This window comes from Micromonospora sp. URMC 107, from assembly GCF_051386315.1.
In the GTDB taxonomy this organism is placed as follows: domain Bacteria; phylum Actinomycetota; class Actinomycetes; order Mycobacteriales; family Micromonosporaceae; genus Micromonospora.
Genome location: NZ_JBPQTK010000008.1, coordinates 57,184 through 72,067, shown reverse-complemented (window position 1 = coordinate 72,067; position 14,884 = coordinate 57,184). Strand labels below are relative to the sequence as shown.

10 protein-coding genes are annotated in these 14,884 nt (G+C 74.0%); 8 read left to right on the top strand and 2 right to left on the bottom strand.

Annotated features, from left to right (window positions below; genetic code table 11):
- Window positions 1-86 precede the first annotated feature (86 nt).
- On the top strand, window positions 87-1,013 hold the full coding sequence (locus tag ACSNN9_RS03260) for an S-4TM family putative pore-forming effector (RefSeq protein ID WP_436671128.1): 927 nt from the start codon (window positions 87-89) through the stop codon (window positions 1,011-1,013).
- Window positions 1,014-1,120: 107 nt separating this feature from the next.
- On the opposite strand, the gene ACSNN9_RS03255 is transcribed toward ACSNN9_RS03260, so the two are convergent.
- The gene (locus tag ACSNN9_RS03255; protein WP_436671127.1) at window positions 1,121-2,749 is read right to left on the bottom strand and encodes a pyruvate, phosphate dikinase; all 1,629 of its coding nucleotides are present in this window, start codon (window positions 2,747-2,749) and stop codon (window positions 1,121-1,123) included.
- A 17-nt stretch (window positions 2,750-2,766) separates the two neighbouring features.
- Here ACSNN9_RS03255 and ACSNN9_RS03250 point away from each other — a divergent pair, with 17 nt between their 5' ends.
- From ACSNN9_RS03250 to ACSNN9_RS03225, 6 genes are all read left to right on the top strand, one after another.
- Window positions 2,767-3,393: a transcriptional regulator gene (locus ACSNN9_RS03250; RefSeq protein ID WP_436671126.1), complete on the top strand. Its 627-nt coding sequence runs from the start codon at window positions 2,767-2,769 to the stop codon at window positions 3,391-3,393.
- Between the two features lie 247 nt (window positions 3,394-3,640).
- Window positions 3,641-7,993, top strand: a complete 4,353-nt coding sequence (locus tag ACSNN9_RS03245; RefSeq protein WP_436671125.1) for a S8 family serine peptidase — start codon at window positions 3,641-3,643, stop codon at window positions 7,991-7,993.
- A 105-nt stretch (window positions 7,994-8,098) separates the two neighbouring features.
- Complete coding sequence (locus tag ACSNN9_RS03240) at window positions 8,099-8,521, top strand: hypothetical protein (RefSeq protein ID WP_436671123.1); 423 nt, start codon at window positions 8,099-8,101, stop codon at window positions 8,519-8,521.
- 113 nt (window positions 8,522-8,634) lie between these two features.
- On the top strand, window positions 8,635-9,507 hold the full coding sequence (locus ACSNN9_RS03235) for a peptidoglycan DD-metalloendopeptidase family protein (RefSeq protein ID WP_436671122.1): 873 nt from the start codon (window positions 8,635-8,637) through the stop codon (window positions 9,505-9,507).
- Window positions 9,508-9,627: 120 nt separating this feature from the next.
- Complete coding sequence (locus ACSNN9_RS03230; RefSeq protein WP_436671120.1) at window positions 9,628-10,875, top strand: hypothetical protein; 1,248 nt, start codon at window positions 9,628-9,630, stop codon at window positions 10,873-10,875.
- Complete coding sequence (locus tag ACSNN9_RS03225; RefSeq protein WP_436671118.1) at window positions 10,872-11,738, top strand: hypothetical protein; 867 nt, start codon at window positions 10,872-10,874, stop codon at window positions 11,736-11,738. The genes ACSNN9_RS03230 and ACSNN9_RS03225 overlap by 4 nt, the downstream gene beginning before the upstream one ends.
- 73 nt (window positions 11,739-11,811) lie before the next feature.
- Here ACSNN9_RS03225 and ACSNN9_RS03220 read toward each other — a convergent pair whose 3' ends face one another.
- The gene (locus tag ACSNN9_RS03220) at window positions 11,812-13,206 is read right to left on the bottom strand and encodes an N-acetylmuramoyl-L-alanine amidase (protein WP_436671117.1); all 1,395 of its coding nucleotides are present in this window, start codon (window positions 13,204-13,206) and stop codon (window positions 11,812-11,814) included.
- Between the two features lie 270 nt (window positions 13,207-13,476).
- On the opposite strand from ACSNN9_RS03220, the gene ACSNN9_RS03215 reads away from it, so the two are divergent.
- Window positions 13,477-14,877: a hypothetical protein gene (locus ACSNN9_RS03215; RefSeq protein WP_436671115.1), complete on the top strand. Its 1,401-nt coding sequence runs from the start codon at window positions 13,477-13,479 to the stop codon at window positions 14,875-14,877.
- Window positions 14,878-14,884 lie beyond the last annotated feature (7 nt).

Genomic DNA, 14,884 nt, shown 5'->3' with positions numbered 1-14,884 from the left:
GGGCTCGTCGAGCCCGGCTCGTCGTCGGCCGGCGCCGGCGCGCCGGTTCGGAGATCGCAGGCGGTGTCGGGCTCCGGGGAGGGCAGGTGTCGGTCTCTCGGCCGATCGCGCGACGGCAGAACGACGAGCCGTCCCTGACCCTGCTCCGCGCCATCGCGGTGGTCCACCGGAGCACCCAGCACGCGCAGGCGCTGAGCCTCGTGCTCTCGGCGGTGGTCGCCGCCCTGGGCCTGCTGACCGTGGCGTTCCCGGCCGCCGCCGCGCCGGTGGCGCTCGTCGGCGCGGCATGGGCGGTGGTCTACGCGACGGCGATCGTCCCGTGGGCGGGCCGGCACCTGCGGACGAGCGCCACCCTCCAGGAGATGTTCGACGTCCGGCTGTTCGACCTGCCGTGGAACCAGGTGGCGGTCGGCGACCGGCTGTCCGAGGACGAGGTGAGTCGGCTGAGCCGCCGGTTCCGCGGCCGGGAGGAACGACTACGCGACTACTACCTCGTCGCGGCGCTTCCCGCTCCCCTCGACGTCCTGTTCTGTCTGGAGCAGAACCTCGCCTGGGGCTCGCGCGTGCGTCGCCGGTTCGCCCACCTCATGATCGCCGTGGTGGTGCTCTGGTGCGCGGTCGGAGTCCTGCTGGCCATCGCCGAGGGCAGCACGGTCGTCCAGCTGATCAGCGGGTGGCTGATCCCGTCGCTGGGCCTGCTGCTGCTGTGCGTGGACACCTACCGGGCGCAGATGTCGAACACCGACGAGCGCACCCGCGTCCTCGGCCTGCTGCGGGCCGTCAGCGCGGACGCGGGCTCCCCGCCGGCGGTGTCCGGGCCGGAGTTCGTCGGGTTCGCCCGGCAGATCCAGGACGTGCTGTTCCACATCCGACGGCAGCAGCCACGGATGCCGTCCTGGTTCTTCTGGCGGTTCCACGACAGTGACCTGGTGGACTTCCGCTTCAGAATGAGAGAGCTCGAGGCCGGCGTCGGCCGCGGCGACCAGGTGGCCCGACAGCCGAGCCCTCACTAGGAGCGCGGACCGTCGCATGAGGGAGGCGGGTGCCGCCAGGAAGTCTCCGGTGCCGACCGACCCCGCCGTCAGGAGCCGCCGGCGGACCGGTCGCGCCGGAACCGGGGTCAGGCGTGCCGAAGGGCGGCATGGGCCGCCGCCAGGCGCTGCGTGTCGTCGCGGTCCGAGTCGTCCCCCGAGCACTCGTCGGCCCATTCGAGCAGGCGGTGCAGGTGGGCGTCCGGGGCCGTGACGACACGAGGGCTGCCGACGACGACCTCTCCGCCGGCCCCGTCGACGGTGACGAGCGTGCCTTCCGGGAAGGTCCGTCCGCCGGCGCGCACGCAGGCGCCGGCGACGTCGACCGTGAGACCGGTGGCTCCCACGACCGCCGGTTTGCCCATCGCCCGCGCCACCACCGCGGCGTGACTGGCCGGGCCGCCGCGGGCGGTGACGATTCCCGCGGCGGCGGCGAGGCCGTGCATGTCCAGCGGGGACGTGTGGGGACGGACCAGGATGACCGGGCCGCCGCCAGCCATCCGGACCGCCCGGTCGGAGGTGGTCACCACCCTGCCGACCGCGACGCCCGGACAGGCGCCCAGCCCACGGACGACCACGTCGATCCCGTCCGTCGGATCGATCCGGGGCGCGCGAGCGTGGTGGAGATGCTGCGGGGACACCCGGAGCACGGCCTCGCGGCGACTGATCACCGTCTCGTCGGCCAGGTCGACGGCGGCACGAACGGCGGCGCGTCCGGCGAGGCCACCGGGGCGCACCTGGAGGAGCCACAGCCGGCCTGTCTCGTAGGTGAACTCCACCCCACAGGCATCGCGGTGGTGCCCCTCGATCCGAGTCATGGCCGCCAGGAGGTCGGCCCACACCGCCGGTTCCCGCTCGGCCAGGTCCGGCAGCGGCCGGGTCGTCGACCTCCCCGAGACGACGTCGTCGCCCTGGCGGCCGAACAGCACCTCGCCGAAGGGAACCGGCTCACCGGTGCTGGGATTCCGACTGAACGCGACGCCGGAGCCACTGTTCTCGTCGCGGTTGCCGAACACCATCGCCTGCACGGTGACGGCCGTGCCGGCATCGTGCGGTATGCCGTGCAGGTCGCGGTAGGTCGTGGCGCGCGGCGTGTGCCAGGACGAGAGGACGGCCCGGACGGCCATCCGCAACTGCCGCGCCGCATCGTCCGGGACCGCCGCGTCGGCCTGCTCGCGAACGAGCGCCTCCACGCCCCGGATCGCCGCGGCGAGACGCGCCTGCGCACCGCCGGCCGCGCGGCGGGTCGCCTCGCGTACGACCGCGTCCAGCCGTTCCGCGCTCAGCCCGAGCACGGTGCAGGCGAAGCTGGACAGGAACCGCAGGCGCGAGTCGAGCGCGAACCGTGGGTCGCCCGTCTCGGCCGCCAGCCCCGCCGTGGCCGCGGTGGTGAGGCCCAGGTTCAGCGTCGTGCTCATCATGCCGGGCATGGGGGCACCGCCGCCCGAGCGGACCGACACCACCAACGGCCGGTCCGGCCCGCCGAGGCGTCGCCCGGTGGCGGACTCCAGACCGGCGACGGCGGAGGCCAACTCGGCCTCGAGGTCGTCGGGCAGGCGCCCGTCGCGGAGAAAGGCGCGGCAGGCCGCGGTGCCGATGACGAACCCGGGCGGTACGGGAAGGCCGAGGCGTCGCAGGACGACGAGGCCGTGTCCCTTGCCGCCGAGCACGTCGGCTGACTCGCCGACCTCCGCCGACAGCGGGTGGATCCAGGTCATGCGGGTAGCCTGTCGTGGTGCCATGCCTGCCTCATCCGACCAGTACGGACCTGCTGGTCCTGCACACCCTGCGCTGCATCGGGTTCGCGAGTCCCGGGCGGGTGGCCGAGGCGACCGGGCTGTCCGAGTCCGATGTCGAGTCGGAGCTGATCGATCTGGCGGTCGCCGGCCTGGTCACGCGTGTTCCGGGCGACCTCGGCGGATGGGGTCTCACCGGGGCGGGCCGGGCCGCGGACGCCGAACGCGTCGCCGTCGAGCTGGACACCGCCGGCGCCCGCGCCGCCGTGGCCACGGCGTACGACGATTTTCTGCTGCTCAACCCCGAGCTGCTCGATCTCTGCACCGCCTGGCAGATGCGATCCGTCGACGGGCTCGCGATTGCCAACGACCACGCCGATCCCGCTCACGACCGCCGGGTCCTGGACCGACTCACCGAGTTCCACCGGCGGGCGGACGTCGTCTGCGTGCGGCTGGCCGTGGCGCTGCCGCGCTTCCAGCGCTACCGAGCCCGCCTCACCCACGCCCTCACCCGCGCGGCGTCCGGCGCGTCGGAGTACGTGACGGACGACCTCGCGTCCTACCACGTCGTCTGGTTCCAGCTGCACGAAGACCTGCTCGTCACTCTCGGCCTGCCACGTCACTGAGTCGGCCCGACCCTATCGGAGGGCGCGCCCGCCACGCCGACACCGGCCAGCGGACAGCCGGGCGGGGGTGTTCCTCACGACCGGCCGGCGGCCCCGGTGAGGTGCACGGATGGACGTACACCATTGCCTCGGTCCTCGTGATCACCTAGGTTTCACACGATCGCACCCAGCCGCACCGAGCACTCCCCGGCTCTGGCGAGGCAGCGGGACCCCTCATCGCGCCGCTGAAGTGACCTAGGAGCTCACCGTGGCACAGCCTGCCCGAAGAACGTTCCCCTCCCGTTGGCGGGCACCGGCCCGTCTGGTCGCGGCGGCCGCGGCGAGCACCATGCTGCTCGCCGTCGCCCCCGTGCCCGCCGCCGCGGCGCCCTCCCGCGCACCGCTGCCGGCCAGCCGGCAGGCGCCCGAGGCGCCGCCCCGACCGGCGGCCGGCCTGCCGCAGCCGGCGAGCGGGCTCTGGCTGGTCAAGATGGACAAGCCGTCGTTGGTGGCCGCCACGCGGGGCACCAGGGCGCGCGCGGGCAGGGTCGACACCCGGTCCGCGGCGAGCACCCGCTACGCCGGGGAACTGGCGCAGCGGCAGGACACCCTGGTGGACGAGATGGAGGCCGCCCTGGGGCGCTCCGTGCGCGTCGCCCACACCTACCGCAACGTGGTCAACGGCCTGGCGGTCGCGGTCAGCGCGGACGAGGCGGCGAAGTTGTCCGGCCTGCCGGGGGTCAGCGCGGTCGTACCCGACGAGGTCCTGGAGCTGACGACCGACACCAGCAACGCGCTGATCCAGTCGCCCGCGGTGTGGGAGGGCAGGACGGCGGAGAACGTCGGCACCCGTGGCGAGGGTGCCATCGTGGGGATCCTCGACTCGGGCATCAACCCCGAGCACCCGTCGTTCGCGGCCGTGGACGGCGACGGCTACCGGCACACCAACCCGTACGGCGCGGGCACGTACACCGGCGTCTGCGCCCCGACCCATCCCCAGCACAAGGCGATCTGCAACGACAAGCTGATCGGCGCCTGGTCGATGGTCGGCACCGACGCCCGGGACGACAACGGCCACGGCAGCCACACCGCCTCGACCGCCGCCGGCAACCGGCACGAGGCGACCATGACAGTCGGCACCAGCACGCACAGGATCACCGTTTCCGGGGTCGCGCCGCGGGCCAACGTCATCTCCTACAAGGTCTGCATGGCCCTCGGTTGCCTCTCCTCGGCGACGATCGCCGCCGTGGACCAGGCGATCGCCGACGGCGTGGACGTCCTCAACTACTCGATCTCCGGTCGCGACGACCCGTGGAAGGACCTCGTCGACCAGGCGTTCCTGGAGGCGTACTCGGCCGGCATCTTCGTCGCCGCCTCCGCCGGCAACAGCGGCCCAGGCGCCAGCACCGTCGCGAAGACCGCGCCGTGGAACATGTCCGTGGCCGCGGTCAGCCACGAGCGGGTCATCGCCCACCGGCTCGACGTGACGGGCCCGACGCCCGTCCCGGCGGCGCTCACCGGCATCGCCGCCGTCACCGGGGAGAACTCGCCGAACCCGCCCATCGAGGGTGAGATCCGGTACTCCGGCGCCGTCGACGCGAACAACGTGCAGGCCTGCGTTCCGTTCCCGGCAGCGGCGTTCAGCGGCAAGGTCGCCCTGCTGCCCCGGGGCGGCTGCGACTTCTCCGTGAAGGTCAAGAACGCCACCGCCGCCGGCGCGACCGGCGTGGTCGTGCACAACCAGTACAGCGGCCCGCCGATCACGATGGGCGCGCTCGCCGGGACCACCATCCCCGCCGTGATGGTCTCCCTCGCCGACGGGCAGCGGCTGCGCGACCACGCGGCGGCCACCGACGGCCCCGTCACCGTGCGCGTCGACCCCGGCAGCGAGGTGCTGCGCGACGGCGACTGGACCGACGTCGTGGCCGACTTCAGCTCGCGCGGACCCAGCAAGTTCGACATGCTCGCGCCCACCGTGGCGGCCCCGGGCCGCAACATCCTCGCCGCCACCATGGCGGCGAAGGACAACCCGGCCACGTACGCCTTCATGCAGGGCACGTCCATGTCGTCGCCGCACGTCGCCGGCGCCGGCGCGCTGCTGGCGGCGCTCCACCCCGACTGGTCGCCGACGCGGATCCGGTCCGCGCTGGCGGTCACCGCGGACCGCGACGGGTTGGTCAAGGAGGACGGCCGCACGCCGGCCGACGCGTTCGACATCGGTTCCGGCCGGATCAACCTGGCCCAGGCCGCCCGGACCGGCATCGTGCTCGACGAGACCGCCGCGAACTTCGTCGCGGCCAACCCTGACGCCGGTGGCGACCCGCAGACGCTGAACCTGCCGGCCGTCGTCGAGCACCACTGCCTCAAGGTCTGCACCTTCACCCGGACGGTGTCCAGCGTGGCCAAGGTGGCCGCGACCTACCAGGTGGCGCCGCAGGCCCCGACCGGGGCGCGGATCACGGTTGCGCCGACGCAGTTCACCCTGGCGCCCGGCGCCAGCCAGCAGTTGACCGTCACCGTGGACGTCACCGGGACCGCCCGCAAGAACTGGCTCTTCGGCGCGATCAACCTGACCACCGACGCCCGGCACGCGCCGGACGGGCAGCCGATCGCCCAGGCTCACTTCCCGGTCGCCGTCCTTCCCGCGGCCCCGGACCTGACGGTCGACAAGACCGAGCTGAGCTCCAGCATGGACGTCGCGCAGAGCGAGAGCCACACCGTCAAGGTGGGCAACGCCGGCGGCGCCGAACTCACCTGGCGCGCGACCGGCGACGGCGCCGACTGCGCCTGGCCGACCTGGGTCAAGGTGACCCCGGCGCAGGGCACCCTTGGCGCGTTCAAGAGCCAGGACATCCAGATCACGCTCGACTCGACCGGCCTGGACGACGGTGGCGTGTTCCGGGCCGACCTGTGCCTGGCCAGCAACGACCAGGACCAGCCGACGACGACGATCGCGCTGGAACTGACGGTGGTGCCGGTGCCGAAGATCGAGGTGGCACCGAAGTCGCTCTCCGCGCGGCAGCCGGCCGGGCTGGTCACCAGCCAGAAGTTCGCGGTACGCAACGCCGGGCACGGCATGCTGGACTGGCGGCTGGACGATCCGGACGCCGGCCCGAGCGACGAGCGGATCCAGCTCCTGCGTGACGGTGTCCTGCTGATCCCCAACTCGGGCAGCGCGACCCGTGGGGTGATGGCGTTCGATCCGCAGACCGGCAAGCAGATCGACCCGCAGTTCATCCCGCACTTCAAGTTCGACCCGACCAGCAACCTCTACACGCCGTTCCAGGTCATCGCCAAGCCGGACGGCAGCGGCTTCCTCATGTCCGACCAGGTCAACTCGGTGGTCACCGAGCACGGCCTGGACGGCAGCTTCCGGCGCGTCTTCGCCCCCGCCGGCGGTGCGGGAGATCCGACGGTCATGGGCAACACCCGGGGCATCGCGCTCTCGCCGCGCGGCACCGTGCTGGTGACGGTCGCCTCCCAGGCGAACGCCAACTCGGTGGTCGAGTTCGACGCCGACGGGAAGTTCCTGGGTACGTTCGTCGCGCCAGGGGCCGACGGGTTGAAGGGACCGTGGGGCATCCTGTTCCGCGGCGACGACGTGCTCGTCTCGGCCAGCGACAGTGACGCCATCCACAGCTTCAAGAAGGACGGCTCCGCCGCCAATGCCCGCTTCTTCCAGGGGCTGAGCTGGCCCGGCCAGCTCGTGGAGCTGCCGAACGGCAACGTGCTCGCGGCGAGCTGGGGCAGCGGCTCCACCCCGGGAGTCTGGGAGATGGACCGCGACGGAAAGTTGATCGGCGTCTACACGCCGCCCGGCGGAAGCGGATACCAGGGCGTCCACCCGCTCGGTAACGGCAACATCCTGACCACCAGCTCCAAGGGGGTCCACGAGATCGACCGCTCCGGCCGCTTGGTCGAGGTCGAGAACGACAAGGGTGCTGCCCGGTTCATCACCCACGTCCGGCTGCCCGACCTGCAGCCGTGCGTGACGCCCGACGAGGTGCCGTGGCTGACGGCGTCCCGCACGTCGGCCGGCACCGGTGCCGGCCGGTCCACCGAGGTGACGCTCTCGTTGGACAGCACCGGGCTGGCCGCCGGTACCTACCGGGCCCAGCTCTGCGTCACCAGCGACGACCCCGCCAACCCGCTGGTGACGCTGCCGGTGACGCTCCAGGTCACCGACCAGACCTGCGGCCAGGTGGTGAACGGCGAGCACCGGGGTCCGCTGCCGGTCAACGGTGGGGTGACCTGCCTCGCGCCGGGTGCCACGGTGTTCGGACCGGTCAACGTCGCGAAGGGCGCGGGCCTGATCGCGCTCGATGCCAGCGTCGACGGGCCGGTGACCGCCACCGGGGCGACGGTGCTGGAGCTGACGACCAGCAGGGTCGACGGGCCGCTGTCGGTCACCGGCGTCACCGGCCGGGTCCTGATCGCCGGGACGCGGGTGACCGGCCCGGTCAGCGTGGTCGACAGCCGCACCGGCGACACGCCGGTCGTGGTCTCCGGCAACCGGATCGACGGGCCGCTGCGGTGCGTGGGCAACCAGCCGCCGCCGGTGGACGACGGGGTGGCCAACACGGTCGGCGGCCCGGCCTCCGGCCAGTGCCGCGGGTGGTGAGCGGACCGCCCCGCCCGGCCCGTCGCTGACGTGGCCACGCCCGCCGGCCGCGGGTGAGTACCCGGGCTCACGTCCCACGGCTCCGGCTCGGCCAGGCTGTACGGCATGACGTCGTCGACCCCCGCCGCCCGACCCCGCTACGCCGTCGTGCTCCTGACGGTGCTCTGGGTGGGGACCTCCCTGGCGTTGCTGTGGTGGTGTTTCACCCTCGGCATGGAGGGGTGGGCCGACCACCACTCCAACGGGGGCGGCCGGGCGGCGGAGATCGGGCGCCGCTCCGCCCGGGCGCTGCTGCTGCTCGCCGCGGTGGCGGTGGGCGGGCCGGCCGTCATCGCGCTGGTGGCGTTCGGCTGCCGGTACCCCCGCACCGCCCTGGTCTACCTGTTCCTGGCCGTCGTGCTCGCGGCGGCGCTCACGCCGGCGGTCGCGGACGCCGCCCGGACGCTCAGGCCGCCGGCCGCGCCCGTCCCGGCGCCGACGACCTGCCAGGAACACAGCGGCGGTGACAACCGCTGCCCGGGCGGCTGAGCGATCCGGCGGGGGGCGCCGGCACACGGTCGGCGACGCGGTCGACAGATTCACCCTTGGCTATGTATTGTCACTGCCTCGACCGGCGCGGCCCGACCAGCAGGGAGCATGTGATGGACCAGCTCGACCCACCCGGATGCTGTGGCGACGGCCGGGCGGTCGCCGGCGTGGACCGCCGCGCGCTCCTGCTCGGCGCCGCCCTCGGCGCGGGCGCCCTGGCCGGGCTGGCCGTCCCCGGCCGCGCCTTCGCCGCGCCCACGATCTACCACCCGTTCGCCGCGTACCCCGTCACCGGCACCTGGCAGGACCACCTGAACCGGGGTTCGCTCGGCGGGGTCGACTTCGGCATGCCGGTCGGCACCCGCCTGCCCGCCTGCGGCGCGGGCACCGTCCAGAACATCCCGTACAACGGCACGGGCGGGCACACGGTCACCATCCAGCACGCCGACGGGTACCGCAGCCAGTACATGCACCTGTCGCAGTTCCTGCTCGGCAACGGCGCGGCCGTCTCCAGCGGCACCGTCGTCGGTCTCTCCGGCGGCGCGGCCGGCGCGCCGGGCTCGGGCTCGTCCACCGGGCCGCACGTCCACTGGCACATGATCGACCCGGCCGGCGTACGCATCGACCCGCTGGCCTACATCGGGCAACAGCCCGCGCCCGGCGGCCTGCCCAAGACCCAGACCGAGTACGACGGCATCCCCGGCACCGTCTGCTACCAGCGGATGCAGAACTGGTTGCGGCTCACCGCCGGCTACACCGGTCCCATCGACGGCGTGCCCGGGCCGAACACCTACGCCGCCCTCCAGCGGGCGATGCGGGCCTACGGCTACACCGGCCCCATCGACGGTCAGCCCGGCCCGAACACCTGGCGCGCCGTGCAGCGCCTCGCCTCCGGCCACGGCTACACCGGCCCGATCGACGGGGTGATGGGGCCCAACTCGTGGCGCGGCTTCGCCCGCTTCCTCAACCAGGACAGGTGGGACTGACCGCGTCGCACCCCCGCGTCCTCGGACGGCGCCGGTCACCGAGTCGGCCGGTGCGCGGGCCGACCGGACGGCCGCCGTCGATAGGATCGGTTCCGGTGCCGTCCGTCGGGGGGTGAGGGCATGAGTGACCGGGCCGCCGACGGCCTCTTGTCGGCAGCGCTCCAGGCCGGTCCCGGCCGGCCCGGGCCGGCCGCGACGGGCAGCGTCGACGCCCTCTGGGTCGGCGGGCTGGTCCTCGCGGCCACCGGCGGTGCGCTCGCGCTGGCCGGCCTCACGCTGCCGTGGGCAGCCGTCACGCCGGCTTCAAAAAGCGGCTCCGGATACGTCGCACTGCTCTCCGACCTCCATCCCTTCGCGGCGCCGATGGCGGCTCTCGTGCTGATCGTCGTCGGAGTCGGCGTCGCGCTCAGTTTCGGGTCGGTCGGCCGGCTGTCGTCATACCTCTGGTTTCCCTACTCGACGGTCGCGGCCGCCGGGGCGGTGACTGCTCTCTTCCTGACCGTCCACCTCGTCAAGGGAACGACCCTCCTCGTGCGAGAGCCGGCCACCTACCTGCCGGAGCGGGTGACCGTGGGCGGCGTACTCCCGTCGACGGGCTGCCTGCTCTACGCCGTGGGCCTGGGCCTGGTGGCGTGCGGACTGGGCGGTTCCAGCCGGTCGCGGCAGGAGCTCGAGCTTCTCGACCTCTCGGCCGACGCCGGCAGGATGTTCCGGAGGGCGCGCGGAATCGCCTTCCCGGCCAGCGTCGTGCTCGCTGTCGTCGGAGCGGTCGCCGCCGTGGTGTCGCCCTGGTACCGGCTCGTCCCGGCGCTGGACGGCTCGACCGACCTGAACCCGCTCGGCCCTGACCGCGGCGACGTCCAGTTGTGGATCGCCGCCTACCGCGCCGGCCTGGTCGCCTGCCTGGTGCTCACCGTGCTCGCGCTGCTCGCGCCCGGCGCGGCACGTTGGTTGCGGCGTACCGGGTTGACGATGGCGGTCGCGGTCACCGTGGGCCTGATGCTGGGATACCTGTTGCTGTGGCGACCGCTGCACCCGACGGCTCACCAGGCCGGCCACGGCGCCCTTGCGCCGGGTGTCGGCCACGGGCTCGGCATCCTGACGATGGTCGCCGTCGCGCTCAGCCTCGCCCTCATGCCCACTCGCCCGTCCCGAGCCGGCCGGTCGGTCGCGGCTGGCCCCGTGCCCACCGGAGACGCGGCGCCCGGGGCCGGCATGCCGAACGACGTTCTCGTGGCCGCCCTGCTGGCGGCGGCCGCGGCCCTCTCCGCCACCTCGGACCCGCCGACGGCGCCGGAACAGGAGCAACCGACCGAGCCGGACCTGCCGGCGGCCGAGCCGCCCACCCTGGAACGGGGACCACGATGACCAGATCGCGATCCGGTACCCGTCGCACCCGGCGCCCGAGCCGACCAGCCGCAGCCCCCGAGAGCACGACCCAGCCGACGGGCGAGGACGAGAAGGCAACGGGCTGGGCGCAGCTGTCCCGGGGCACCAAGGCCCTGGCCGTGCTGGTGGCGACGACCGCCATCGCCACGGTCGTCCCCGGTGTGATCCCGTACGTCTCCGATCGCGTGCTGGACGTGCTCGGCGCGCCGCTGGTCCGGGTCGACACCGAGATCGGGCCCTCGGAAGGCGGTGTCTACCTGGCTGCCGCCGGGGCGGTCGCCGCGCAGCCTCCGGATCCGCTGCGGGACTCCCGGTTCGTGGCGGCCGGTCACTCCCCGACGAAGCTCACCCTGGAGGGCCGACGCAGCGCCGGCATCGCGGTCGTCGACATGACCGTGGAGGTCGTGGCGCGTGAGCCGGTGCGGACCGGCACCCTGTTTGCCATACCCCCGCAGGGGGACGCGGAGAACGGCGCGATGGAGGTGAACCTCGACGCCGCCATCCCCGTGGCGGCGGCGGCCGGGAGCGGTAAGCCCTACTTCGCCGCCAAGCGTGTCACGCTGGCCCGGGGCGAGGTCTGGGTGGGCACCGTCACGGCCCGGACCACCCGCTGCGAGTGCGCCTGGCGCCTGCACCTGAAGCTGCGCTACCGGGGGAACCAGCACGAGGTGGTCGTCCCGCCGGTCGACCGCGCGCCGTTGCGGATGACCGGGTTCGCCGGCAAGCCCGACGACTACGCCGTGCAGTACGTCTGGAAGCCTGACGGCATCGCCCGCCTGGACTGTGCCGTTGACCGGAAGGCCTGTGCCGCCACGGACCTTCCTCCCCTCGGGCGGCGATAGGGCCGTCGCGCGGTGCTGACGCCGACCCCGTCCGTCCGCCGGCGCGGCGGACGGACGGGATCGGCTGAGGTGGTCAGCAGCGCGGCACGCCGGGGATGAAGCCGTCGTGGCCGGTCAGGACGAAGGCGTCCGCGACGTACCGGTTGGTGCCGATCCGGTCCCAGATGTTGGAGGTGCCGTAGGGGCCGGTCACCGTGGTGCCGACGGCCTGGCAGTAGATGCTGACGGTCGCGCCGTCGGCGACGGAACCCACCACGCTGTAGCCGGTGCCGGGCCCGGAGCGCACGTTGAGGCTCACCCCCTCGGTGTTCACCGTGCCGGAGCCGACGCCGGTCTGCTGGTTGACCAGCTGCATGTAGTAGGCCCAGTTCCAGTTCGGGCCCGGGTCGGTGTGGGTGGCGCCGGGGACCTCGTTGTGGCCGATGATGTGCGCCCGGTCCTTGGGGATGCCGTACTTGTTGGCGAGGCTGCGGGTGAGCGTCGCGGACGCCCGGTACATCGCGTCGGTGAACCAGGCCGCGTTGTCGACGTACCCCTCGTGCTCGATGCCGATGGACTGGGTGTTGTACGTCCAGTTGCCGGCGTGCCAGGCGATGTCCTTCTCCCGCACCGACTGGGTGACCGCCCCGTCGGAGGAGCGGAACGTGTAGTGCGCGCTGGCCTTCGCGGCCGGGTTCTGGAACCAGCTGATCGAGCCGGCGTAGCTGCCCTGCGTCACGTGGATGACGACGTACCGGACCGGGTGGCTGCTGGGCCGGTTCGCGACGGTGTAGTTGCTGGTGCTCGCCGGCGCCCACGCGGCGGGCCCGTAGTCGGTGCTGAGGATCCCGGCCTCGTCCGACGCGCCGCCCGGCAGGTCACGCTTGGGCGCCACCTGGCGGGCGGGGACCCGCGCCACCTCGGCATGGCCGGTGTCGAAGCCGGTGGTGAGCAGGTCGTAGACGGCATCCGCGTAGAGCCGGGCGAGCGACGGGCTGGCCGCCCCGCCGTAGCGGGCGACCGGGGCGTACCACTCGTTGACGTCGTCGCGCTCGGCCGCGTCCAGGCCGGCCTGGTCGGCGTAGGAGCGCAGGACGGCCGCCGCCCCGGTGATGTTCGCGGTGGCGTCGGCGCGCAGCGCGCCACGGCTGAGCCCGGTCAGCGTGGCCGCCTCGTCCAGGGTGCGCAGCTTGGGGTTGCTGACGAGGTGCATCATGCCGTAGCCGCCCGCCGCGCTCGGGGCGCCGCCGTGCCCGTCCAGGCGGGTCTCGGCGTAGCCGAGGGCGACGAGCAGGTCGCGGGGGACGTCGTAGCGGCCGGCGGCGGTGTCGAAGGCGGTGGCCAACCGGCCGGCCGCCGATGGGCCCCCGTCCGGCGCGGCGGACACCGGCGCGGCGGCCAGGGCTGATCCGGCAGACAGGACCACAGTCGCGGCCAACGCGGCGCTGAGCAGCCCACGCCTGCGTTGCGAGACGAGCCGAGCAGTCATCTGCACCTCTCAAGATATTCGTCAACATCGATGAGAGTCGACGGGTGGCGGTACCGTACACCGCGACGCGCGCCGATGTAAATGGCTTCCGTTATGGTGCGGCGCGTTGGCGGAAACCTTCATTCCGGACGGTGCCGAGCCCGCGGCGGACTCCCCGCCGGGGCCGGGTGGGGGGCCTGGCGGGCCGGTGCGCGCGGCGGTATGCTCCCCGGCGATGACGACTTCTTCTCTCACCAGAATGGGGGCCCGGTTCTCGCAAGGTGAGTGCTGATGCGCTCTCGACCTGGGAACCCGGACTTCCGTTCGTCCTTCTGGCCGCGCGTGCGCGAGTTCGCCGTGCCGCCGTCCATGATCGAGGTTGCCACCGCCCGTCGGGCCGTCGGCGACTGGGCCGGGGCGTGCGCCGCCGCTCGCGTCGACGCCGACGTCGACCTGCGCTCCGTGGCCCGCACCCATGGCCGGGAACTCGCCGACCAGCTCCGCGCCGACCTCCGCCATCTGGCACCCGACCTGCTGCGCTGGCACCTGCCGAGGATCGCGCCCGACGGGCTGCTGCGCCCCGGCCTGACCATCGCCCTGGCCCGCTACGGCCGGGACGGACGCCGTGGCGACGCGGTGCACCTGGTGGCCCGGACGCCACCGGCCTGGGCGGACGCCGGTCAGCGGTTCAGCCTGGCGCTGTGGGACGGGGCCCGGTCCGGTTCCGGCCCCCGTCGCCACCCGCATCCGCACCCCGATCGCCGGTTCCGCCTCGACCTGCACCGCCACCTGTGGGACGCCCGGCGGGCCGGTGAGCTGCGGATCCGGTGCGGGGCGGACCGGCCACCCGGGGACGGTCCCGCCGCCGCGCCGGATCCACTGGGGATGGTCGGCCGGCGGGAGGGTTGGGCGGTGCGGAGGTGGCCCGCCGAGGCGGCCCTCCTGCTCCGCGCCGAGGGGCGGGCCGGTGGCACGGTCGCCGTACGGATCGGGGCGGGACGTCACCTGCTCCTGGAGGTGGCGTCGGCCGGGGACGGCACCGCACCGCCCGAGGCGCGGATCGCGTCGTCGCCCTCGCGACGCCGCGCCGGCCCGCGCCAGCCCACGCCGGTGCTGCCCGACGCCGCGACCTGGGTGTCGCCCGACCTGGAACTGCTCCGCGGGGGGCTGATCGAGGCCGGCCGGCTGCATCCGCTGGTCGCGTCGGCGCTGGCCCCCGACCGTGCGCCGGGGACCGTGCCCCGGGACCGGGCGGGACAGCCGCGCCGCGTGCGCTGCCGGGGAGCCTGGCACCGCATCGGCCTGGTCGACGGGACCCTCGTCGCGCTGGACCACGACCCGGCCGAGGTCCGCCGGGAGGAACTCCTGGCCGCGCTGACCGGCACCCCGCTGCCCTGCCTCCGGGCGATCGACGAGGCGCACCGGCACCCGGAGTGCCTCCCCGAGGTCCAGGCCCGCCTGGACCACGGCGACACCGTCGGCGCGCTCGCCGTCGTCGAGGCCCTGCTCGGGCCCGACGCCCGGCTGCGCGACGGCGCGCTGCGCGACGAACTCGAGACGGCCGCGCTGCGGCGGGTCACGTACGGGCTGTTCCGGGCGGGACTGGCCGGGTCCGGCCCCGGCCCCGCCACCGCGGAGCGTCGCCGTACCCGCGACCGCCGCTCGCGCCCGCGCCACGGCATCGCCCGCTGACCGAGGG

Coding starts and splice junctions, on each gene's coding strand:
- ACSNN9_RS03235 (WP_436671122.1), top strand. CDS start 8,635: ATGGACCAGCTCGACCCACCCGGATGCTGTGGCGACGGCCGGGCGGTC.
- ACSNN9_RS03220 (WP_436671117.1), bottom strand. CDS start 13,206: ATGACTGCTCGGCTCGTCTCGCAACGCAGGCGTGGGCTGCTCAGCGCC.
- ACSNN9_RS03230 (WP_436671120.1), top strand. CDS start 9,628: ATGAGTGACCGGGCCGCCGACGGCCTCTTGTCGGCAGCGCTCCAGGCC.
- ACSNN9_RS03255 (WP_436671127.1), bottom strand. CDS start 2,749: ATGACCTGGATCCACCCGCTGTCGGCGGAGGTCGGCGAGTCAGCCGAC.
- ACSNN9_RS03240 (WP_436671123.1), top strand. CDS start 8,099: ATGACGTCGTCGACCCCCGCCGCCCGACCCCGCTACGCCGTCGTGCTC.
- ACSNN9_RS03215 (WP_436671115.1), top strand. CDS start 13,477: ATGCGCTCTCGACCTGGGAACCCGGACTTCCGTTCGTCCTTCTGGCCG.
- ACSNN9_RS03225 (WP_436671118.1), top strand. CDS start 10,872: ATGACCAGATCGCGATCCGGTACCCGTCGCACCCGGCGCCCGAGCCGA.